This is a genomic window from Rhodospirillaceae bacterium (assembly GCA_016722635.1).
Taxonomy (GTDB): Bacteria; Pseudomonadota; Alphaproteobacteria; order JAEUKQ01; family JAEUKQ01; genus JAEUKQ01.
In genome coordinates this window covers 380,075-403,457 of sequence record JADKIX010000011.1, presented here as the reverse complement: position 1 = coordinate 403,457, position 23,383 = coordinate 380,075, and the positions used below count along the sequence as shown (strand labels likewise).

21 protein-coding genes and 2 pseudogenes are annotated in these 23,383 nt (G+C 43.8%); 4 read left to right on the top strand and 19 right to left on the bottom strand.

What is annotated here, in order from left to right:
- Positions 1-177: 177 nt before the first annotated feature.
- From lnt to tsaB, 10 genes and pseudogenes are all read right to left on the bottom strand, one after another.
- On the bottom strand, positions 178-1,770 hold the full coding sequence (gene lnt / locus IPP67_09340; GenBank protein ID MBL0339341.1) for an apolipoprotein N-acyltransferase: 1,593 nt from the start codon (positions 1,768-1,770) through the stop codon (positions 178-180).
- A 63-nt stretch (positions 1,771-1,833) separates the two neighbouring features.
- On the bottom strand, positions 1,834-2,745 hold the full coding sequence (locus IPP67_09335; GenBank protein ID MBL0339340.1) for an HlyC/CorC family transporter: 912 nt from the start codon (positions 2,743-2,745) through the stop codon (positions 1,834-1,836).
- A gap of 15 nt (positions 2,746-2,760) precedes the next feature.
- Positions 2,761-3,285 (bottom strand): rRNA maturation RNase YbeY, encoded by a 525-nt coding sequence (gene ybeY / locus IPP67_09330; protein ID MBL0339339.1) that lies wholly within the window; start codon positions 3,283-3,285, stop codon positions 2,761-2,763.
- 1 nt (position 3,286) lies between these two features.
- Positions 3,287-4,326: pseudogene (locus tag IPP67_09325) on the bottom strand (PhoH family protein).
- Positions 4,319-5,704 carry a tRNA (N6-isopentenyl adenosine(37)-C2)-methylthiotransferase MiaB gene (miaB, locus tag IPP67_09320; protein ID MBL0339338.1) on the bottom strand — a complete coding sequence of 462 codons (1,386 nt, stop codon included), beginning with the start codon at positions 5,702-5,704 and terminating at the stop codon, positions 4,319-4,321. The pseudogene IPP67_09325 and the gene miaB overlap by 8 nt, the downstream one beginning before the upstream one ends.
- Positions 5,701-6,621 carry a 1-acyl-sn-glycerol-3-phosphate acyltransferase gene (locus IPP67_09315; GenBank protein ID MBL0339337.1) on the bottom strand — a complete coding sequence of 307 codons (921 nt, stop codon included), beginning with the start codon at positions 6,619-6,621 and terminating at the stop codon, positions 5,701-5,703. Before IPP67_09315 ends, miaB begins: the two co-directional genes overlap by 4 nt.
- The gene (locus IPP67_09310) at positions 6,618-7,457 is read right to left on the bottom strand and encodes a GNAT family N-acetyltransferase (GenBank protein ID MBL0339336.1); all 840 of its coding nucleotides are present in this window, start codon (positions 7,455-7,457) and stop codon (positions 6,618-6,620) included. The genes IPP67_09315 and IPP67_09310 overlap by 4 nt, the downstream gene beginning before the upstream one ends.
- Before the next feature lie 63 nt (positions 7,458-7,520).
- The gene (locus tag IPP67_09305; protein MBL0339335.1) at positions 7,521-7,955 is read right to left on the bottom strand and encodes a transcriptional repressor; all 435 of its coding nucleotides are present in this window, start codon (positions 7,953-7,955) and stop codon (positions 7,521-7,523) included.
- Positions 7,956-8,025: 70 nt separating this feature from the next.
- Entirely contained in the window at positions 8,026-8,472 is a 447-nt protein-coding gene (gene rimI / locus IPP67_09300; protein MBL0339334.1) for a ribosomal protein S18-alanine N-acetyltransferase, read from the bottom strand.
- Positions 8,453-9,142 (bottom strand): tRNA (adenosine(37)-N6)-threonylcarbamoyltransferase complex dimerization subunit type 1 TsaB, encoded by a 690-nt coding sequence (tsaB, locus tag IPP67_09295; protein ID MBL0339333.1) that lies wholly within the window; start codon positions 9,140-9,142, stop codon positions 8,453-8,455. The genes rimI and tsaB overlap by 20 nt, the downstream gene beginning before the upstream one ends.
- Before the next feature lie 109 nt (positions 9,143-9,251).
- Here tsaB and ddpX point away from each other — a divergent pair, with 109 nt between their 5' ends.
- A complete protein-coding gene (gene ddpX / locus IPP67_09290; GenBank protein ID MBL0339332.1) occupies positions 9,252-9,815 on the top strand; it encodes a D-alanyl-D-alanine dipeptidase in 564 nt (187 codons plus the stop codon).
- On the opposite strand, the gene IPP67_09285 is transcribed toward ddpX, so the two are convergent.
- The 7 genes from IPP67_09285 to murJ all read right to left on the bottom strand — a co-directional run bounded on the left by IPP67_09285 (position 9,808) and on the right by murJ (position 15,965).
- Complete coding sequence (locus tag IPP67_09285) at positions 9,808-10,398, bottom strand: malonic semialdehyde reductase (GenBank protein MBL0339331.1); 591 nt, start codon at positions 10,396-10,398, stop codon at positions 9,808-9,810. The two genes, ddpX and IPP67_09285, sit on opposite strands and share 8 nt — an antisense overlap.
- A 47-nt stretch (positions 10,399-10,445) precedes the next feature.
- Complete coding sequence (locus IPP67_09280; protein MBL0339330.1) at positions 10,446-10,991, bottom strand: NifU family protein; 546 nt, start codon at positions 10,989-10,991, stop codon at positions 10,446-10,448.
- 122 nt (positions 10,992-11,113) lie between these two features.
- Positions 11,114-11,602 (bottom strand): universal stress protein, encoded by a 489-nt coding sequence (locus tag IPP67_09275; GenBank protein ID MBL0339329.1) that lies wholly within the window; start codon positions 11,600-11,602, stop codon positions 11,114-11,116.
- A gap of 6 nt (positions 11,603-11,608) precedes the next feature.
- Entirely contained in the window at positions 11,609-12,325 is a 717-nt protein-coding gene (locus tag IPP67_09270) for a TIGR02186 family protein (GenBank protein ID MBL0339328.1), read from the bottom strand.
- A 29-nt stretch (positions 12,326-12,354) separates the two neighbouring features.
- Complete coding sequence (locus IPP67_09265) at positions 12,355-13,284, bottom strand: sulfite exporter TauE/SafE family protein (GenBank protein MBL0339327.1); 930 nt, start codon at positions 13,282-13,284, stop codon at positions 12,355-12,357.
- A 41-nt stretch (positions 13,285-13,325) separates the two neighbouring features.
- The gene (gene trpS, locus IPP67_09260; GenBank protein MBL0339326.1) at positions 13,326-14,399 is read right to left on the bottom strand and encodes a tryptophan--tRNA ligase; all 1,074 of its coding nucleotides are present in this window, start codon (positions 14,397-14,399) and stop codon (positions 13,326-13,328) included.
- A gap of 27 nt (positions 14,400-14,426) precedes the next feature.
- On the bottom strand, positions 14,427-15,965 hold the full coding sequence (gene murJ, locus IPP67_09255) for a murein biosynthesis integral membrane protein MurJ (GenBank protein ID MBL0339325.1): 1,539 nt from the start codon (positions 15,963-15,965) through the stop codon (positions 14,427-14,429).
- A 497-nt stretch (positions 15,966-16,462) separates the two neighbouring features.
- On the opposite strand from murJ, the gene IPP67_09250 reads away from it, so the two are divergent.
- On the top strand, positions 16,463-16,741 hold the full coding sequence (locus IPP67_09250) for a hypothetical protein (GenBank protein ID MBL0339324.1): 279 nt from the start codon (positions 16,463-16,465) through the stop codon (positions 16,739-16,741).
- 33 nt (positions 16,742-16,774) lie between these two features.
- On the opposite strand, the pseudogene mutS reads toward IPP67_09250, so the two are convergent.
- Together mutS and IPP67_09240 are read right to left on the bottom strand one after the other, a co-directional pair.
- A pseudogene (mutS, locus tag IPP67_09245) lies at positions 16,775-19,445 on the bottom strand (DNA mismatch repair protein MutS).
- Positions 19,446-19,709: 264 nt separating this feature from the next.
- Positions 19,710-20,624 carry a hypothetical protein gene (locus IPP67_09240; protein MBL0339323.1) on the bottom strand — a complete coding sequence of 305 codons (915 nt, stop codon included), beginning with the start codon at positions 20,622-20,624 and terminating at the stop codon, positions 19,710-19,712.
- Between the two features lie 204 nt (positions 20,625-20,828).
- Here IPP67_09240 and IPP67_09235 point away from each other — a divergent pair, with 204 nt between their 5' ends.
- Positions 20,829-22,232: a hypothetical protein gene (locus tag IPP67_09235; GenBank protein ID MBL0339322.1), complete on the top strand. Its 1,404-nt coding sequence runs from the start codon at positions 20,829-20,831 to the stop codon at positions 22,230-22,232.
- A gap of 113 nt (positions 22,233-22,345) precedes the next feature.
- Complete coding sequence (locus tag IPP67_09230; protein ID MBL0339321.1) at positions 22,346-23,362, top strand: substrate-binding domain-containing protein; 1,017 nt, start codon at positions 22,346-22,348, stop codon at positions 23,360-23,362.
- Positions 23,363-23,383 lie beyond the last annotated feature (21 nt).

Below are 23,383 nucleotides of genomic sequence, written 5' to 3'. Positions count from 1 at the left end.
GAGTGAGGAGATTCTATTATATTGCCAAGTATGAGGCACAGAAACACGGCTTATTTGTCTATTCCCAAGAAATTTTTTAATCTTTTTTCTTCACGAAATTAAGTCGATAAAAGAAAAATAATCTTGTTTCATAAAAAAAGAAAATAAAATTTTCGATGATGGCTGATCACTTGGCAATCACCGCCTTTGCCGCAATAAAACAATCCACAAAACTAATAAAATGAGCAGCCCAAAAAATATATTATTGCCAAAGCGGGCATAAAGGGTTGGGGATGGATGCGGTTTGGGTAAGGGGACATCCAGGACACCCTGCTGATTTAAGGGTAGGATGCCAATAATCCGTCCGTAAGGATCGACCGCCCCACTAATTCCCGTAGCAGCTGCCCGTACCAGGGGAATCCCCTCTTCAACCGCCCGGACGCGCGCCATGGCAAAATGTTGATAAGGCCCATCACTGTTACCAAACCAGCCATCATTGGTAATGTTTAACATCCATTCCGGTTGTTGCCCTGCTGCTTTGATTTGGCCTGGGAAAATAATTTCATAACAAATTAAAGGACTAAAAGGGGGAAGTTTGTCACCCCAAAAGGACATGGTTACATGATCCAAGCCTGAGGAAAAATCCAGTGCCCCGGGGGTAATTTTATTCAGCCAAGGCAGCCAGGGGCGCAGCGGCACATATTCCCCGAAAGGCACTAGGTGAACTTTATCATAATAAGCAACAATCTTACCTTGATCATCAAGCACATAAAGACTATTCCATGCTTGGGTAACCGAATCTTGTTCCCACAACAGCCGATTGGCACCAAAAATTAATTTACCCTTTAAGGGAACAACTTGCGCCAGCACCTCCTGTAATTGAGGATAACGCTCTAAGGAATAACTGACAGCAGATTCGGGCCAGATAACATGGGTAACTTTTTCAAACCCTGGGGTTTGTGAAGTTAGCGACAGATACAGTTGTAGATTTCTGCTATAATATTCAGAGTTAATTTTTTCTTCTTGGGGAATAGCCGGTTGAACCAGCCGCAAGACAACATCCGTCACATAGGTTGTTGGAAACTGGGTTAACCGGTACCCACCATATAAAGCCATTCCGGCCCACAACAACGTAACCAATGGTATAACCAGCCATTTTGATGGGCGGTTGATGATCATTTGATGACTGTTAATGCGCAGGTCAAAAAATAACGCTGGCGTGGCCGCACTGAAAAAGGTAAGCATACCAAGCCCTAAAACCCCGATAACACTGACACTTTGAAGGATCGCTAAGTTTGCGGACCAAACATAGCCGATTAAATTCCAAGGATAGCCGGTCAAAAACCAGCAACGCAACCATTCCGCTAAAGACCAGGCAAAGGTCAGCAATAAAATTCTGGCCATACCGTAGGGCCAGCCAACGCGCCATAGGATCATAAATAATAAAGCCGGGGCGGTTGCCAGAACAGCCCCCGGCCCTATTAAAGCTATGGGATAAAGCCAGCCAAATTCCTCAGACCTTACCAAAATGGCATTTGCCATCCAGGCGTTGCTGAACGCAAAATGTCCGAAACCAAACCACCATAAAACCAAAAAAACCCGCCACGGCTTTTTTTGTAAATCGATCAGCCACACAAGAATGGCTAAAGTCGGTAAAAGGACAGGGACAAAATGAAAAGGGGGCAGCGCAAAGGTCGACGCTATCCCTAAACATGCCAAAAATAAACGTAATGCCCAACCCCGATGATCGATGGCGAGCAGTAAAGTGCTTAAGAATTTCTTGATGGCCAATTTTTTCACCGCTGGCCGGATTTGTGATCAAAGCCCATTATGTCACCTGTTTCATCAATACCCTTAATATGTTGGCGCTGGCCTAGTAATCCGCAGTTTCTTAATACGCCTAGGATCGGCTTCCATAATCTCAAAATTTAATCCGGAAGGATGGACAATCAATTCGCCACGGCTAGGGATGCGGCCGGTTAGGGAAAACATCAGCCCGCCAATCGTATCAATATTTTTCTTTTCTTCCTCGGCGGTTAAAACCTTGCCGACTTGCTGTTCTAATTCCTCGATGGATAGCCGTGCATCCGCCAACCATGATCCGTCGGAGCGATGGATTAAACCGGGGGTCTCCGGCACGTCGTGTTCATCTTCAATATCCCCAACAATTTCTTCAATGACATCCTCGATGGTAATCAGCCCATCCGTACCACCAAATTCATCAATAACCACGGCCATGTGAATGCGGCTTAATCGCATTTCAAGCAATAAGTCCAAAACCGACATGGTGGGGGCCACAAATAAAATATCACGCTTTAACGCTTCTAACTGGTATTCGCGCTCATGAATGGTGCAAGCCAAAACATCCCTTATATGGACAAACCCAATCACCTCATCCAGATGGTCCCGGTATAAAGGCAGCCGGGAATGACCATCACGGCTAAAAACTTTTAATAGTTCTTGTAAAGTTTGGTGATGCGGTACGGCGATAATATCGGCTCGCGGGATCATGACATCATAGGCTGTTAAATCACGCAGTTTTAATATGTTTTTTAGCAAACTGCCTTCATCAGCCCCAAATGCCGAGGAATCGGGGTCAGCGTCATGTTCTTCAATCAAGTCTTCTATCACTTCACGCAATTCTTCCCCCCCATTGCGGCGCTTCCAAAAATTAAAAATACGTTGCCACAGCCTCTTCTTCCCAGGTTCAGGATTAGGGGGAGTGGAAGAATTAAGATGGGAAGAAAAAGAATGTTTTTCTGACATGCTACAGAACCATCATCATCGGTTGGGGAAAGAAGTGATATAAGGATTAGCAATATGGAGCGAGGCTAATGCCCCAATTTCCAATTTTTCCATGATTTTCGCCTCATTTTTATTTTGGTGATCATATCCTAATAAATGAAGAAAGCCGTGAATCAGCAAATGGGTAAAATGATCCTTAAAAGTTTTGTCTTGTTCTACCGCCTCTGCCATTATTGTCTCATAAGATAAAAAAACATCCCCTAAGAAATGAACAGGTTCGCCGTCTTGATCTTGATATTGCTGAGGCAAGCAAAAAGATAGCACATTGGTTGGTTTATTGTGGTGGCGGTATTGCTGGTTAAGTTGCTGAACATGGGAGTTATTGGTTAGAATGATGGACAAAGCAAGTGTTTGGAAGGACGGAGGACAAAATCCTAAACAATTTTTAGCCAAAACTTTTCTGATATGTTGGCGCAGCTGGGGAACAGCATTGTGCCAATTTTTATTGAGCGTTCGAACCGACAAATGAAGTTTTCTTTTAGGAAGATGCGAAAGAGTCATGTTATGAAGGTTGACCTTGCTTCACCAATGTCTGGCGGCGTTCATACGCTTCAATAATTCGGGAAACCAAGGCGTGACGCACCACATCCTCTTTTGAAAATTCAATCATTTGGATATCCTTCACCCCCTTTAAAATAGATAAAGCATTAGCTAATCCTGAGGTTATCCCCGAGGGTAAATCTATCTGCGTCAGATCGCCAGTAACCACCATCTGCGCCCCTTGCCCAAGCCTGGTTAGGAACATTTTCATCTGAACAGCGGTGGTATTTTGGGCTTCATCTAAAATAACAAAGCTGTTTGCCAACGTGCGGCCACGCATAAAAGCTAACGGGGCAATTTCAATATCCCCTGTTGCCAAACGCCGCTCTACCTGTTCGGACGGCAGCATGTCATATAAAGCATCATATAAGGGCCTTAAATAGGGATCGACTTTTTCTTTGAGATCGCCTGGCAAAAAACCCAATCTTTCGCCAGCCTCAACCGCAGGCCTTGATAAAATAATTCGATCAACCTTGCCATTAATCAGTGCGGAAACAGCAGCAGCAACCGCAAGATAAGTTTTCCCCGTACCCGCTGGCCCTAAACCAAATACTAAGGGGTATTGCCGCAAGGCCTTCACATACGCCACTTGATTGGCAGAACGCGGGATAATATGTTTCCGGATTGTTTTGATAACCCCTTCATTAACCGTATCCGGAAGTGAGGCAATGGGTGCAGGATTCGCCTGATCCATGTTGCCCGCAACACTAGCATTTTTTCCCTAATCATGCGGACATTTGCCTCCATCTCTGTCAAATCAACGTCGGAACCTTTTTTTAACCGTTGATACAGAAGATTTAGAACGGTTTTTGCTATATCAATATTAGATATTGATCCTGAAATAAGCAATTTATTCCCCCGTGACACAATAGAAAGTTGCAAGATCTGTTCTAAGCGCGCCAAATTTTCTTCATGCTGACCGTAGAGCGACGACAACAGCCGATTATCGTCAAAAGATAACACAACCGGTGGGGAAAGTCGGGGGTCTTGAGAATCAAGCATTATGTGCACCTTCCCTAGGCGGATAAGAAACCAATTGACCCCCTAAACTATGCGAATTAGCTTGGTCAACCCGAACGCAGACCATCTGGCCAATTAAATCTTCCGAAGCTTCCACATGAACTAATTGCATATGGGGACTGCGCCCATGGACTTGATGCGGTTGGCGGCTTTTCTTTTCCAAAAGCACCATAAGTTCCTGCCCTACCATTTGCTGGTTGAACTGGTATTGCTGTTGGTCTAATAAAAATTGTAATTCCTGTAGGCGTTGATCTTTCAATTCCTCAGATATTTGTTGGTCATGATTAGCAGCGGGGGTGCCAGGACGCGGGCTGTATTTAAAAGAATAAGCCTGCGCATAGGTAATTTTTTTGATAAAGCTAAGAGTTTCTTCAAAATCTTTTTGGGTTTCGCCTGGAAACCCCACAATAAAATCGGAGGAAAGGGCGAGGCCTGGCTTAACCGACCTGATCTTATCGATCACTTTTTCGTAATCAGCAGTATTATGGCGGCGGTTCATCTGTTTTAAAATCTTGTCGGAACCCGATTGCACGGGCAAATGCAGGTAAGGCATCAACATAGAAATTTGCCCATGCGCCTGAATAAGGTCATCTCCCATATCCAAAGGATGGGAAGTGATATAACGCAAGCGCTGCAATCCATCAATCTCTGCCAATTCCAGCAACAACCTAGCCAAACCCCAGGTTGCAATACCTGAAGGGGCCAATCCGTGATACGCATTGACATTCTGGCCCAGTAAAATAATTTCTTTGGCCCCACCTTTTACCAGGTCTTTGGCCTCCACCAGAATAGACTGAACCGGCCTTGAAACCTCGCCTCCCCTGGTATAAGGTACCACGCAAAACGTACAAAACTTATCACATCCCTCTTGTACAGTTAAAAAAGCCACGACCCCTTTACCCAAACGGTGCTGTGGCAAATGATCGAATTTTGACTCAAGGGGAAAACTGGTATCTAATGCCGTTTTCTTCCCTAGAGTAGGAACAGCAGCACTTTCCTGGTAATGCCTAATCATTTCCGGCAGTCGGTGATAAGCTTGCGGCCCCACCACAATGTCCACATAAGGGGCCCGGCGCTGAATTTCTTCCCCTTCCGCCTGGGCCACACAACCAGCAACGGTTAAGATGCTTTGCTGCCCCGTTTTTTGCCTCGCCTGCTTCATTTGATGGAAGCGGCCCAAATCTGAAAAGAGTTTTTCAGCTGCCTTTTCGCGGATATGGCAGGTATTCAAAATGACCATATCGGCTTGTTCAGGTTCGTCAACCTGGCGGTATTGCATGGCAGCCAAAGATTCGATCATCCTTTCCGAATCATAAGCATTCATTTGGCAACCATAGCTTTTAACAAAAACCTTTTTCATCCCTTCATCTTTCCCCTTTCATTTGAAAGGGGGCTTGCCTGCCGACCGGTAATTGCCTCCTGAAATCCCTCCTGGACTTGCTGAAAACAATAATCAGTCATCTCTTTACGGGATTTGAATTGATGGATATTAACCGGTTCATGAAACTCAATTAAAACACGTATTTTCCCTAAACGTAATAATTGCCAAATATGCTCACCAAACCCTACATCCCCATACCAAGCTATTAGATATCGCCAACTATACCCTAGCGGCAGCCCGTTCAAATGGGTATAAGCGATCGATACGGGTTGTACCATGACATATGGATGCGTGACATTATCATCGGGTATTAATTTGGTTTCCGCGGCAGATAACAAAGAACTGCGAAAAGGAAAAAGCCTATTCCCGTCATTGGTGGTCCCTTCGGCAAAAAGCATCAGGCTATCGCCTTCTTGAAGGCGATCCGCCATTGAATTGCGATGGATACCCGTGTTTTTACGTTGACGATCGATAAAAACTGTCCGTTGCAACCTAGCTAATAAGCCAAAAATTGGCCACTTACCAACCTCCGCCTTGCTCACAAACGAAATCGGCATCAGAGAAGCAAAAGAAATAATATCGACGTAACTTGTATGGTTAGCTACATACAAAGTCGGCCGATGCGGCGATGGTTGACCTTTGATGGATATGTAAATCCCTAATATCCGGCAACATATCCGATGATAAAAAACGGCAAATGCCCCTAATTTTTCGCCATTCACCCAACGTAAAACCATTTGGGTGCTAATAAAAACCAGATTGATTATGGCATAAATGAATAAGCGCCATATTGCCAATATTCTGGAACCCAAGGAAAAGGCGCGCATTTTTTTTGGCTGTCCAGGTAAACTCTGGATTTCCTCCAATGTTTCATGCGTCATATGGCCGGTTTTCAATTTTCTTCCTCACGCACCGTATAATGCCTAATATATTTCCCAGTTACCAAGTCCGTTTTGACGACGACATTGACATCGGTTGTATTAAATTGTTCATCAACCACCGCCCCCTCGCCTATAAACCCTCCCAAGCGCAGATATCCCTTAATTAGGGGGGGCAGACTGGTTAAAGTTGCTCGGACATTGATCTTTTCTTTAGGAACCATGTTCATATTAACATAGCGCTTGGTTACAGCAACCGCCCGTAGGTCTGGCGGAGCCAAATGAAAATGATGCAAATAAGCCAATTGTGTGGATAATTCTTGCAGATTGGTACCCGGCAAACTTGCACAACCAAACATGATTTGCACCTGATAAAAACGGACATATTCGACAATCCCCCGCCATAAAAGCTGCATCGCAGGGCCAGTCCGATATTGCTTAGCAACGCAAGAACGCCCTAATTCCATAATTTCACCCGGATGTGCCATTAATCGGCTGATATCATATTCATCTTGGGAATAAAACTGTCCACATCTTTTTGCAGCCTCGCGTTTCATGAGACGATATGTTGCGACCACATGCGGTTGGTCAAGAGGATGAGAGTTGGGTTGTTCCCCAGAATCTTGATGATTCAAAATAATCAAATGATCACAAAATTGATCAAACCTATCAAAATCGCGTCTAAGTTTTCGGACTTGATCACTTGGTTTAGCCGCCATTTCTTCATAAAAAACCTGATAACGCAACGCCTGTGCTGCATCGATTTCCTGCGGTGTACCAGCCAATCTTATTTCCAATGGGCCTACCCTGACCTGCACTGGCGACTTTTTTGTCTCCCCCGATAATTGCTGCATGTTCCTAGTTTACCCTAACCATATAAATAGTTATTTGTTTCATGATTTATATCATCACTTTGCTTATTTTTTCTTTAGAGGTATAGCATAAAGCTCCAGGCGATGTCCAATCAACTGATAGCCAAGTTTTTCCGCAACTTTTTGCTGTAAATCTTCAATTTCCTGGTTATGAAACTCAATGATACCGCCGCTACGAACATCAATTAAATGATCATGATGAATATCCGGCATCTCTTCATAGCGGGAACGTCCATCCCGAAAATCATGCCGGGCAATAATATTAGCTTCTTCAAATAGCTTGACGGTACGATAAACCGTAGCCATCCCGATTTTTTCATCCAACTGCTGCACTCGCTGCAAAACCATTTCGACATCCGGATGATCGGTGGATTCTGACAGAATCTGTGCAATCAACCGTCTGGCCCCGGTTAATTTAATACCTTTTCCCAAACAGTTTTTTTCAATATTTGATAAAGAATTGGTTTTATTATCCGCCATAACATACCTATCCTGTCTCAGTGGCTATATAATGAAAAAATTTCTCACCCCAGTCCTATCTAAATTATTTTCACCAGAGGTCATATTTCAAAACCATGGCATCTTCCGGTTCCTGCGGAGGATTATAATAATAATTAGGTCGAATTGACAACAGTTTAAAGCCCATCGATTGATAAAATTTTTGGGCGGATAGATTTTTGCAACTGACTTCAAGCAAGAAATTTTTTAATTTTTCTTGTTTTCCCCACTCCATCATATGTCGTATTAAGCAAGATGCGGTGCCTTGCCTGCGGCAAGAGGGAATAACCCCTAGCGATAAAATATCCCCCACATCATCTGTAAGTCTAAAAACCAGATAGCCAATCTTTTGTTGGTTTTTCTGTGCCAGCAAGGCGTAGGTTCTATCCACCCCCAGCGCTTCCTGCCAGCTTGCTAACGACCAGCTCTGATCAAAACATTGCTGCTGTAATTGCCATAAAATTTGCCAATCAGTGGCTTTAAGAGGATGAATGATCATCAGGCAATGACCAAAACAGTTTTTTGGCTTCCGAAACATCCGGTGTCTTCAAATAAATTGGAAGCGCATCTAAACCAGGTTGTTTTTGCCGTAATTGATAAGCCGCCAGCTGCGCTACATACTTGGCATGTGGCTGATAAGAATTGTTGATGAGGGAAGAAATATGAGCCGGTGTTTTGGCGGTTCCATCCCCGATAATGATGGCCGCCTTGTGACCGATTAGCGTTTCTATTTCCTCTGGCATGATCACCAACGGCAGGGTTAAGGGTTTTGCCTGATGGGTGTAGAATCTGGCAAAAACATCTTGGCGCTTGCCGTCCAATAAAACCAGGATAGCACGGTTATCAGACATTTCTGTTGCCGCCGCTGAGGCTAAAGCCAAAAAACTGCAGACGCCAAAAACGGGGATACCTAGGCTGAACCCTAAACCCTGCGCCGCGGCTAATCCAATCCGCAAACCCGTATAAGAGCCGGGTCCGACACTCACTGCTATCTGATCCAATTGCTTAAGAGAGATTTTTGCTTCACACAATAATAACTCGATCAGCGGGATAATCGATCCTACCGCACCTTGCGTGGTTTCTTGCATCCGCATCGCCTGGGATCCGCTCTGCCATAAACAAACTGAACAATGGCTTCCACCTGATTCAATTGCTAAAATAGTTGTCAACTGTTATCACTTTCCTATTTGATAACTTCATGATATGAAATAGTCAGAAAATTGCAACTATCCCGTTATTTTCGTCCGTATTGATTATCAACATCGCATGCAGGGTCTTATGTTAATCCCTATAGAACCGTCCCGATTTGATGTGGAAATTGCTTTGGCTTATGCAACCACCAGCAATGTCACCAACAAAAAAATTTATCAACACGCTTTTTGTTATCTGCACCCAGACGCTGCAAACTGTTTGGAAAAAGCCATCAAACTATCCGCTACCCTTGGGTACCGGCTAAAAATTTTCGATGCTTTCCGCCCTGTTGAAGCGCAATGGATATTGTGGAATCAATTCCCAGATCCTAATTTTGTAGCTGATCCCCGGAAAGGTTCACCCCACTCAAGGGGTGTTGCTATTGATTTGACTTTAATTAACCATCAGCAGCAAGAGTTAGACATGGGAACAGCGTTTGATGCTTTTACCCCCCTGTCCCACCACGGTAACCTTGGTATTTCAGCAATAGCCCAACAAAACAGGATGGTTTTACTGGGGATTATGACGGCAGCTGGCTGGGACTTTTACCGGAATGAATGGTGGCATTACCAATTATTCAATTCCCGGCGTTACCCTTTATACCAAGATAGCGCTGTTCCCAAGCGGCTGATGACCCCTATCGCTAAATAATTCGGCAAGTTTCCTTAAAAGTCAGCCGGTCATTGCGAGGGAAAGCTTTACCCTGGTCGGCATAGCCCAAATTGCAAAGGAAATTGCTTTGAAAGCGCCCATCGGGGAAAAATTCTCGGTCCAACTTCTTTTGGTCAAACCCTGACATCGGCCCGCAATCCAAACCCAAAGCCCGAGCAGCCAACATAAAATAGGCACCCTGCAGCGAGCTGTTGCGGAACGCCGTGGCTTTAATTTCCTCCTCATTACCAACAAACCAGGATTTCGCATTAGCTTGCGGAAACAGTCGCGGCAAATAATCATAAAAATGCATATCTTGGGCGATAATGGCCGTAACCGGTGCTTTCATCGTTGCTTCAATATTGCCGGGCATCAAACAATCCCTCAAACGCGCCTTGCTAGCAGTACTTTTGACGAAAACCAGGCGCATCGGATTGGTATTCGCACTCGTCGGGGCCATTTTGGCCAAATCATAAGCCGCTTGCAGCAAAGATTCTTCCACAGGTTTATCTAGCCAAACGCGGTGCGTATGCGCCTTTAAAAACAACTGATCCAAAGCACCTTGAGAGATTTTGTCGAACATGTGCTACCTATCCCTTACTAGAATTATGATCATGATATATCCGGGGGCTAAACAGCTTTTACTTGCTTGACCTCGGGAACATAGTGACGAAGCATGTTTTCAATGCCCACTTTCAAGGTCGCGGTTGAACTGGGGCAACCCGCGCAAGAACCGCGTAAATGGACATAAACAGTCCCATCTTTAAAATCGGCGAAGACAATATCCCCACCGTCTTGGGCCACAGCAGGCCGCACCCGGGTCTCTAATAATTCTTTTATTTTGGCCGTGATCTCATCATCTTCCACAACCCCTAACACTTTTGCTTCCATGGTTTGAATAGCCGGTTGGCCGCTCGTAAAATGGTCCATCATGGCGCCCAAAAGGGCTGGTTTTAATATCTGCCAATCTTTTTTAGGATTTTTGGTAATGGTCACAAAATCATTCCCCAAAAACACTCCCTCCACACCCTCAATCTTAAATAATCTGGAAGCCAGGGGCGATCCAGCTGCCTGTTGGCTCTTCGGGTAATCAACCCCTTCTTTCCCCGTGACTTTCTGGTTAGGCAAGAATTTCAGGGTTTGGGGGTTGGGGGTCTGTTCGGTTTGAATAAACATTTTGGTCTTTCCTATGATTACTTTTGCATCCTAATGAAATAGGAAGGGCGACACCCTTATTCAATCCTTCCTTTATTGCCTATTATCCTGCTAATAAGGCACAGCATATCTCAAGAAAATTTTTATGTCACCCGCCGAATGTCTTCTTCCGTCAAATTATTCGGCACAATGATTAAGGGTATTTTAAGACGGGCTGATAACTTTGCATTCCACTGGGAAGAAATAGTCCCGGGGGTTTTCCCGACGACATCCACAATCATTACCAAGGCACTAATTGTTTGCTCTTCCTCAATCAATTGGGCGGTTTCATCAATTTTCTTGCCTTCCCGGATAAATAACGCGGGCGTTATACCAGATTGACGCTGAACCTCACCAGCTGCTTTTTGGAGCACCTGTTCGGCTTCCTGGCGCTGTTGTTCTTGCAATAAATTGCCAACTGATTGCCATTCTACAAAGTCAGAGGGTTCCACCACATATAATAGGGCAATCCTGCCATTGACCCTTTTGGCCATGCGGCATGTATAATACAGGGATATTTTCATATCTATCTTTGATTCCATAACCACCAAGAAGACTTGGCGGCGTTCCTTTTCTATGTCGACATTGATCATAATCTTTTACCTCCGACGGAAAAATACATACCCGACCCCTCCCCCCAATATGGCAAGACAGATCGACAATGACCCATAAAACCATTTTTGCTGATGGGCAAAATCAAATATTTCGGCCCCAAAACCAACCTTACTAACAACCAAAGGAGTCCGCTGCACCCCCACAACGTTTTTATCGCGCACCAACATGATATCGACAACATAGTCGCCAGTTGGCACATTGGAAGGGAAAAAAATATTGGTGCGGAATAATTCCCGCCCCATAAAATTAACCCGGGCAATATCAGTATAATATAATTCTTGCAGTCTTTTGTTGGTAATTAACGCCTCATGAAATTGCTTTTCTTCCTCCGCTGTTAATTCCCCATCCACTTTCATCGGGACGTTCTCAATACCGATATTTAATTGCTTTTGTGTTTCAGCACTTAAAATCTGTTCAATCGGCTTGCTCGAGGCAATGGCATAAAAGCTTGGGATATTTTCAAAAGTGACATTCGCTTGATTAACCCAAACTCCGGCCAGCCTTTCTTTTTTCCTGACGATAATGCTGGTCAAGGGGCCTTGTACCACCACAATAATATCCCCTGGGGCATCAATTGAGCCGAACATCAACAAATCTGTGCCTTTAAAACCTGTCGTAATCGCAATCAAATGGCTGGACAAATCGGCAATCAGGGTATCGGCTTTAGCAAAAGGTGACCCTATCAAAGTTAAAGCTATCAACACCATTTGCCTGAAGAAATAATTGTTTCTCAACGCAATTCTCCGATTGTCCGAATCGAATAAATAGCGCTTGGTTTGACTAACAACTCATTCGCAAGCCCCACGCAAACACCCAACATTAGCAAGGAAAACCCAAATCGTACATACTCCCCCCGAATCTTGCCACTTAATTTTGTTCCCCACTGCGTTCCCACCACCCCACCTGTCATCAGAATCGCCGCCAGCAATATGTCAACCGACTGGTTTTGGATTGCTTGTTGCAAGGTGACGTTGGCAGTTACGAAAACCATTTGGAATAGCGAAGTTCCAACCACCACCGTAATTGGCATCCCTAATAAATAAATCATGGCGGGAACCAGCAAGAAGCTTCCGCCGACCCCCATAATTGCCGACAACAACCCTACCCCAAAACCAATTGCCATCGGCAAGCAAATGCTAATATATAATTTTGATTTCGGAAAATTCCGTTTAAAGGGTAATGTTTGAATCCACGGTCGTTGATAAAAAGGTAGGCGGACTTTCGTGGGTGGTTTAATCATTTTTTTAAAAAGACTGCGGATACTTTCCCACAACATCAGTAGCCCGATGGATCCTAAGCAGGAAATATAACTGATAGCCACAACCAGGTCGGCCTGGCCAATTTTTGCCAAAAGTCCAAACAGCCAGACCCCCAAACTGGACCCGCCCATTCCGCCAATTAATAATATTCCACCCATTTTAAAATCAATGTTACCCCGGGACCATTGTGATAAGGTGCCGGAAAGCGAGGTTGCCACCACTTGGTTCGCTTGGCTCGCCACCGCAACCGGGGATGGGATGCCAATAAAAATCAAAATCGGCGTCATCAAAAAACTGGCACCAATCCCGGAAATGCCAGATATAAATCCTACTAATCCGCCAAGTGCTAGCAGCAAAAATACATCCAACGATAATTCAGCAATTGGTAAATAAACTTGCATGCTTTTTGCTCAGCGCCTTATATAGCCGTAAAAATTAACATTTAAGGGTATCCTGTTTCCAGAAACCCCATAATTTGATGAACTTCATGTAGGGTTTTATTGGCAACTGCCCGCGCTTTCATAACACCTTTTTTTAAGACTTCATCAATATAAGATGGATCTTGCATCATTCTTTTCATCTTGTTGCCAATCGGCCCCAGATGGGCAATCAGCACCTCAACCAGTTCTTTTTTAAAAAAAGAAAATTCTTTGCCAGCAAATTCCTGCAAGGTTTTTTCGATCGACTGCCCCGCAACTGCGGTATACATATTCAATAAATTAATTGCCTCGGGACGATCCATCGTGATTTGCGGGTCTATTTCACCAGAAGACCTAAGAACTTCAGGGCCAGGCAACGGATATAAATCGGTTTTGGCTTTACGGATTTTATCCCGGATTAAATCGTCATCATCCAATATATTCAACCGACTATAATCAGAAGGGTCTGACTTGCTCATTTTTTTAGTACCATCCCGCAAACTCATTAATCGGGTAGCGGTACCCATAATTTTTGGTTCCGGCAACTGAAAATACGCAACCCCGAAATCATTGTTAAATTTTTGGGCAATATCCCGGGTTAGTTCAATATGTTGTTTCTGATCTTCCCCAACCGGCACATGGGTTGCTTTATAAAGCAGGATATCAGCCGCCATCAGGGTAGGATAACTAAACAAGCCGACGCTAACATTTTCTTTGTCTTTGCCCGCTTTTTCCTTAAACTGGATCATCCTGTTCAACCAGCCCACGCGCGCTACGCAACTGAGTATCCAACCTAACCTTGCATGGGCTTCAACCTGGCTTTGGTTAAAGATAGGATGCAGGTCAGGATTAATTCCCGCCGCTAAAAACGCGGCTGTCACTTCCCGGGTTTGCTGCTGCAGAATTTTCGGATCTTGCCAAACCGTTATAGCGTGCAAGTCAACCACCGTAAAAAAACAGGTGCTTTTTTCCTGCAACATTACCCAATTGCGGATTGCCCCTAAATAATTACCTAGGTGCAGATTGCCGGTGGGTTGAACCCCTGAGAGGATAAGGTCTTTATTCATGATAAAATCGCCTGGCAAAAATTTCAACATTCTTTTAAAGCTATGGCATCATCAAGTTTATCTTGTGGTTCGCTTTGACCATGAAATAACACCCATCAAGAAAAGACAAGTAAAATAAACCAAGGCAGCACTGATGATGATAACAAATAAATATAAAAACCGCCCCCATAAAGATACAGGCCACACAACGTAACCTGCAAAAAGGGCGACCATGACACCCATCAGCGCGCCGCTTAGGCACATTTTCCCTATATTTTTTTTTAATTTTTTGCTCAGCTCAAAATATCCCCATTTCTTTGCTTGAAGGTACAGCATGATCGCATTGGCAAAACTGGCCACCACCGTGGCAACAGCAATCCCTATAAAACCTATCCAGGGAAATAAAGCCAAATTAAGAGCCATATTGATGGCCACACAAACCAAGGCAATATGGAAGGGGGTTTTGGTATTGTGCCGGGCATAAAAACAAGGCAATAAACTTTTAACCCATAAATAGGCGGGCAACCCAACAGATAATATTTGCAGTGCCAGGCTGGTTTCCAGGGCATCTGCATGGGTAAATTGGCCGCGTTCAAATAAAAGGTTCACGATGGGATAAGGAATAATAATCAACGCAATGGTCGCAGGTATGCCCAATAACAACGATAAAAATAGACCTTGCTCCTGCAGATTGTTGGCCCGATTTTTATCCTGCTTTGCCAACGCTTGGCTTAGCATCGGCAATAACGCCGTGCCTGCGGCGGTACCAAGCAACGCCAAGGGCAGTTGGTAAACCCGGTCAGCATAATATAAATAGGAAACCGCACTATCTTGCCAGGTGGCAATGATGGTTCCCACCAACAAATTAATCTGGGTCACCCCAGCTCCCACAAACCCCGGTAACATTTTTTTAAAAAATGCTTTGATCTCGGGTGTTAGGCGGGGGTAAACAAAATGCAGTGAAAACTCGGCCCTATAGCAGAAAAACCCCGTCATCAGGAATTGCAAAACGCCGGAAACAAAAAGTGTCCATGCTAAAACAAGGCCGGGTTGGCTTGAGCCAGGAACCAGAAAATAAAGAGCAAAAATCAGACAAAGATTTAATAGAATGGGAGCTAAGGTTGCAACGGCAAATCGGTTCAGGGAATACAAGATACCACTTTGCAAGGCCGTTAAAAACATAAAAATCAGGTAAGGCAGGGTAATTTGGGATAACTGCGATGACAGGTTAATTTTTTCCGGCGTGTCCGCATAACCAGGGGCAATCACGTCAATCAGCCAAGGCATCCCTATTTGTAAGACGCTAATAAATAAAAATAGACCTGTAACCATCAGGGTTTGTAACCGTTCGGCGAACAGCTTCGCCTGCTCTTTGCCTTGTTGATGCAACAATTGCGAAAAACTAGGCACAAAAGAGGCGTTAAAGGCGCCTTCGGCCACTAAATTACGGAACATATTGGGCAAGCGCTGGGCCACGATAAAGGCATCTGCCACTAATCCAGCCCCCAAATAAAAAGCCATCAACACTTCTCGAAGCAGACCCAGAACCCGGCTGACCAGGGTATAAAACCCTATCGTTAGCAAAGACTTAGAAAGATTTCCAGGGCGATTGATCAAAATGATATCTTCAACTATTAAAGGTTAAGGGTGTGTACGTATCGTCTTTTTTAGGCAAAAAGCATTCATTGGGTTGCAGGTTAACACTGTTCTTTGGATTATTTATAGTGAAAAAAAGAAGGGTTTATTTTTCAGTAATTTTGCTTAACTACTTAAAATTATCTTAGGCATTATGGCAAAATGATGGCTTAATCATAAATGGCTTTCTTATTAGCATCAGTTGTCTTCAAAAGATAATGCTGATATAATCGTCAAGCAATCATGAACAATTAAATAAGGAATAAAATTATGCGTTTTTGTTGGATTACCTTGGTGGCTCTAGTCATTTCAGGTTGCGCTTCATCGAGCGGCCCTTCTTACAAAAAAAGCATTCAAGCAAATCTAGCAGGGAATGTGGTTCAAGTTGTCGTTTTGGATAAAAGCCGGGTCATTCAAGCCAGGTTAAAAAACGGCGAAAAATTCTCATTCAATCAACCCAAATTCAGTATCAACAGTTTGTGGAACAATCGCACCCAGCTTTCAGCCCGAGCATCGGTTTTGGGGTTGGCGCTTTCACCGGCGGCAATGTCCAGTTCGGTGGCGGAGTTGGGGTGGATGTGCCCTTAACTTCCCGTGACCATAATCTGTGGATAGAAAGTTCTGTTGCCATTGCTATCCCCAATATGGCCAATTATCGTCAATCTTGGTCTTCTTGGTCGGTTGAAGTGGTGCTTGAAAACCCAAGCTCCCCTGAGGAACCCATCATGATACAAATTCCAGCTCCTCAGCCGCAATAATGGGATCGTGATTGCTGACAGCCGCTCCATTTTTTAAGATTTTGGGATAGGTTTTTTTACCAGATTTTGCAGTTCATATAGTTTTTCCAAGGCTTGCCGGGGTGATAAAGCGTCCACATCAAGCTTTAAAAATGCCTCTTCCACAGCTGACAACTTGTCAGATTCTTTTTCACTTTTGTCCATACTGATTGGCTTGTCAGAGGAAAAGCGGCAACCCCTCTGGTAATAAACCCATATTTTTTTTGTTGTCGTTTGCTTCGAGTAGGATAAGAATTTTTCGGGCCCTAGAAATAACGGCCTTCGGGACACCGGCCAACCTGGCTACATCTATACCATAAGACCTATCGGCAACGCCTGGGATTAATTGATGCAAGAACACGATTGTTTCCTGCCATTCTTTTAATTTAAAACAATACTCTCTCATTGAAGACAGTTTCTTTCCTAACCCTGCCAATTCCCTGTAGTGGGTGGCAAATAAACAACGGCTTTTAAGCGTATCATGCAGATGTTCCAAAACCGCCCAAGCAATCGCTAATCCATCAAAAGTTGATGTGCCACGGCCAATTTCATCCAAAATAACCAAAGAACGGTCGGTCGCTTGGTTAAGAATGGCAGCGGTCTCCAACATCTCCACCATAAAGGTTGATTGACCGCGAGCCAAATCGTCAGCTGCACCAACCCGGCTGAACAATTTATCAACAACACCAATATTTGCCTGCGTTGCCGGAACAAATGAGCCAATTTGCGCTAAAATAGTAATCAAGGCATTTTGCCGCAAATAAGTTGATTTGCCAGCCATATTGGGTCCGGTAATCAGCCATAATTGTTGTCCGGCACTTAGGTTACAATCATTGGCAATGAAGGATTTACCGTGCTTCATCAAAGCATATTCAACAACCGGATGACGTCCACCTTTGATATCAAAATGCAGGCTATGATCCACCAGCGGGCGACAATAACTCTGTTCCACAGCAAGCGCAGCAAGGGCAGCAATGACATCGATATGCGCCAAAGCATCGGCTGTTTTCTGGATCATCTCTGCTTGGGTGTTAACTTCTTGTACCAAATCCTGAAACAACAGCAATTCCAACGCTAAAGCTTTATCGGCGGCTTGAAAAATTTTCTGCTGCAACTCACTCAGCGCAGTTGTCACGAAACGGACAGCACCAGCCATTGTCTGCCGGTGAATAAAATTTTTATCCGGATAATCAAATAGTTTCGGCGATTGGGCGGTGGTGGTTTCGATATAATACCCTAAAATATTGTTATATTTGATTTTTAGGCTAGTTAGGCCGGTCAACCCACGATATTGGTTTTCCAGAACCGCAATTTCCTGGCGCGAATCATCCCGCAAATGACGCCATTTATCTAATTCCTGATGATATCCAGCGACAATAAACCCCCCTTCTTTGGCATCCAACGGCAAAGAAGGTGTAAGTGCTTTAGCAAGCCGCTCAATCAACGGTTGATGATAGCCAAGTCCAGCCAATAATTCCTTAAAAGCCTTGGGTAACATCGATATCGAGGAAAGGTTTTCTTTAATGGTTGTTGCCTGTTGTAAGCCCGACTGGATTGCCCCCAAATCCCTGGGACTACCACGCCCAATCATCAGCCTAGATAAAGCCCGTTGCAAATCCGGTATTTTGGCCAATTTCTTTTGGGTGTCGATCCTTGCTTGTCCTTGAATGATTAGAAACTCAACCATTTCTTGTCGACTAATGATTTTGGCTGTATCTGTCAAGGGATAGGCCAGCCAAGCAGATAAACAACGAGATCCCGCCGCGCTGCTGGTACGGTCAATCACTTGCAGCAAACTTCCCTCATAATGATTGGATTGGGTGCGGTCAATTTCCAAGCTGCGCCAAGTGAAGGCATCAATTTCCATGATCTCGTTGCCGAACACCCGTTTCAAGGGTTTTAATAAAGGGATTCTGCCTTGTTGAGTCAATTCAATATATTCAATCAAGGCTCCTGCAGCCGCAATTTCATTCGGGTTGAACGACCCCAATCCTTCTAAAGATTGGATATTATAGACTTTCTGCAACCGTTGCCTGGCGCCCTTAGGATCAAAGCGATCTTTGGGACGAATGGAGACAATTTTGCGCCACTCCGGCAATAAAGCGCTGATTATCGTTTCCGAATTTTCATCGGATATCAGTAATTCCCTTGGGGATAAGCGCTCAAGCCACGATAATAATTGACCCATTGGTATTTCGGCGGTATAAAAATCGGCAGTTGACAAATCGATCCAAGCCCCTGCCATCAATCCATTTTCTATACATAAAGCAGCCAAATAATTATATCTTTTGTTATTTAATAAGTTTTCTTCTGTCAGCGTCCCGGGGGTCATAATTCGTACAACCCGGCGTTGGATGATGTTTTTCCCCTCTCTTTTTCTAACCTGCTCAGCTTCTTCCATTTGTTCGCAAATAGCAACCTTGCGACCGTTTTGAATTAATTTAGCCAAATAATTTTCAGCCGCATGGGCAGGTACCCCGCACATAGGAACGTCCTGTCCCTGATATTGGCCCCTTTTCGTTAACACCAAGCCCAAAATTTTAGATGCTTGAATGGCATCTTCAAAAAACAACTCATAAAAATCACCCAAGCGATAAAATACCAAACTATCCTGATGGTGCTTTTTAATATCAAGATATTGCGCTAAGGCCGGGGTGGTAGAATTTTTATTATCTGAGTCAACCATGACGCTTATTTTTCACCGTAAAAGGGGGTTTTTCCTTGAAAGATGGGAAAGCTTTTGATAGGAAAACCAAGGGGATTTATCATAGGCGTTTTCACATGATAATTCTTGATCAAACGACCCAACAACGCAACCAATAATTGAAGAGCGATCGGACTTATTTATTTTATATCAAGACATGAAAAAAAAATTCATCTATAAAATAAAAATGGCCTGCTGGGAAGTAGCAGGCCATTCGATCCTACATCATCAATCAAATTTTCAATCTTACTGTCCATTAATGGTAACGGATTTAATCCAGTACGTACCACCACCGTTAACCACCGTAAAATTATCGAAACCGCGGTTCAAACTATTATCGTTGCTACGCGCCACTACCCTGTTGTCAACCAGCAGATTCATAGCCCCACGCCCATCGCGGTTCAATTCAATGACATGGTACTTACCATCTTCAAACCCAATATTGCTGCTGGATGAAGCCAGAATAGTCGTACCCCTGTTGGTAACCTTCAGCAATTGTATCCCGTTATTAGAACCAGGTGTGTAGGATACAACGTAGGAAGCGAAACTTTGAGCATTGGTGACAACAAAATCGACCCTGCCACCTGCAGCACGTGAGTTAAATTCCACTTTTAATTGGAAACTATTGGGGATCTTTAAGAAAATCCCAATTTGGGCAACTTGTGCGGCCACATTTTGCTGGCCCGGTTGTTGGAATAAGGCGCCTAATAAAGCTTGTGCTACATTCTGGCTGTTACCAGCATAAGCTGAATAAACCGATGAACGCAGGCCAAGATTACTACCGCCGGTATCAATCCGCCAATTGCCTGATTTGACAGTCCAAGCTGGATTTCGGGTGTAGTCGCCATCACGGAAATTATCCGACAAAATAATGCGCGACCAACCTGAGGCAGGCGGATTATTATTGTCATTATTACCTGTTGACAATCTTTCGTAGCGTTGCACAAAATCATTCAAATCATCTAAGAAAGCGGGGTCAGCTGCCTCGGCCCGGTCCGCTTCCCGGATCATTTGCTTCAGTTCGTTAAACATTCCTTGTAGGTTGTTCGCATTTCCATCCCAAGGGCGATATTGTTGAGCTGAAAGCTGGGACAAGGCAACGCCAGATAACAAAGTTGCACCCATCAGGGCTTGTGTGAAGCGGTTATGGAAGAAATTCATGGATCAGATCCTTTTTAATTGGTTGTCGCTACATTCGGAACAAGTAAAGCCTGTCTGGTTGTACTATATTTACATCAACAAAACAATATTTGTATGTTATGTGTGAAAAACACTATTTTGAGTCCTTTAAAAAAACGGACTTTTCCAATCGCCGTTGCCCAAATGTGGCTACGGATAATTATGTTAAATAGGTAATGGATTGGCATGATACCATCAAAAGCATTTCCCCTAGCCTTTATCGTACGCAGTTTTGTTTTCAGTGTTTTGTTAACAGGGTTACTGAGTGGGTTAGGATTGTTAGAGATCTGGGGATTTTTCGTTTGCCTGTTAAGCCATTGCGTAATCATTGCCTTTGGCTATTTTCAATTGAGTCGGAAGACCACAGCTAGGGAACATAGACCAGGAGAAAGACAGGGAAATGATATTTTAGATTTATCCCCTTCCCCTGCACACCATCCTGAATCTTTATCAAATACCTTTTTTGTTTCCCCAACAGCCAAATTTTTGCTGGATCTTTTGACCCGTTTGTTTGAGAACTGGCCAGAGGCAGTATTAATCATAAATACCCAGCAAAAAATCATTTACAGCAATGCAGAAGTTAATAAATCATTGGGATACACCGGATCTTTGGTAGGAGTTGAGTTAGCGGGCCTGATCCGTCATCCCGATTTGTTAAATGGGATCAATCAAATCAATCAACAGCAATGCGAATTTTTAAACCTGGAATTTTCTTTAACAATCCCGGTAACTAGGCATTGGAATATTACCTTACAACAATTATCCTTGCCCTTAGCAGAGTTTCTGGCCACCGTTATTGTTTTACGTGATCAGACTTTTGCTAAAAAAATGATCCAAAAGAATCAAGATTTTGTTGCGAACGCCAGCCATCAACTACAAACGCCTTTAGCCGTTATTTCTAGTCTTACAGAAACACTTCAAGATCACTTCCCCGAAGATCTTAAAAAAAGAGAGCTTTTTCTTTCTTTATTTCAACAACAAGTCCGGCGCATGGGCCAATTAGTCAAAGATCTGCTCCTCCTGTCCAAGATTGAACAGCTGGAAAGTAGCTATCCAGAAAACATTGTTTCCTTGGCATCTATCCTGGAAACAGTGCAAGGTGATCTGCAACCATTGTTAAATAAATATTCCATTGATCTGCAATTGGGGGGTGAGCCCACCTCATTTGATTTTATTCCTCCTGGGGAGGGATTTTTAGAAAAAACGGATGATTTACCTACCTTATCCGGTGATAGTCAACAATTATACATCCTGTTTGAAAATTTGCTGGATAACGCCGTTAGATACAGTATGCCTGGCAATAAAATCTGGTTGGTTTTCAGGTATCGCCAATTGGACGCCGGGGGAAAAGAGTTAGAAATCTTAGTGGTGGATTCAGGAATGGGGATTGCGGAAGAAGATCTTGCAAGGATTACCGAACGTTTTTATCGCGCCGATAATAATCCTAATACACAAGGAACAGGTTTGGGATTAGCGATAGCTTCACATATCATTCAGCGCCATCGTGGCCGGTTAAAGATATATAGCCGCCCCAAACAAGGAAGCTGCTTTGTCGTTTCGCTACCTGTCCATAACGAATTAGCTGTTTAATATAATCAATCCGTTTGTCATGAAGTTGTCATAATCATTTGCCAATATGATTGATATTATCATTTGAATTGATAATGATATTTGCAACCCCTATCAAAATTAGGACTAAGCTCATGAAAATATTATCAACTGCCCTTGGGATAACTTTATTATCCTGGGCAACCATCGCCGAAGCACGGGATCAGATCCGTGTTGTAGGCTCCAGCACCGTTTTTCCTTTTACCACAAATGTTGCCGAAAATTTTGGCCGAAATACAAAATTTCGTACCCCTATTGTTGAATCAACTGGCACAGGGGGTGGAATCAAATTATGGTGTTCAGGTTTTGGTGAATCTTATCCCGACGTCGTTAATGCCTCAAGACGGATCAAAGATTCGGAAATCGAGCTTTGCACCAAAAATGGCGTCACCGAAATCATCGAGTTGAAAATAGGGTTTGATGGTATTGTTATTGCACAATCCAACCAACATCAGCCTTTCAACCTGACTACCAAGGAATTATGGCTGGCGCTGGCAAAAACCGTTCCAGTCAACGGGAAATTAGTGGCTAATCCCTATAAAACCTGGAAGGATATTAACCCGCAATTACCCAATGATAAAATTGAGGTTTTGGGGCCCCCGCCAACTTCCGGTACCCGTGATTCTTTTGTCGAATTGGTAATGGATAAGGGATGTATGCAATTTCAGGAAGTTGCTTCTCTAGCGGCCGACCAACGGCAAAATATTTGCCAAACCATGCGGGAAGACGGCGCTTTCATTGAAGCAGGCGAGAACGATAACCTTATCGTTCGGAAATTGCAGGCCAACCCTAAATCTGTGGGCATTTTCGGCTATAGTTTCCTTGAGGAGAATGGGAATATTTTATATGGTTTGGCGATTGATGCGGTAAAACCAGATTTTGATAGCATTGCCACAGGGCGTTACAAGATTGCCCGCCCTTTGTATGTTTATTTCAAAAAAGGTCATTTTGACCTTGTGCCAGGATTAAAAGAATTTATGCTGGAATATGCTAGCGACCAATCGAGCGGGCAAGATGGATATTTAGCTGATAAAGGTTTAGTTCCCTTACCTGCATCGGATCATGCCCAACAATTGCAAAATATCCGGCAGTTGAAGGTTTATCGGCCTTAACGATTAAGATATTGGCCCTAA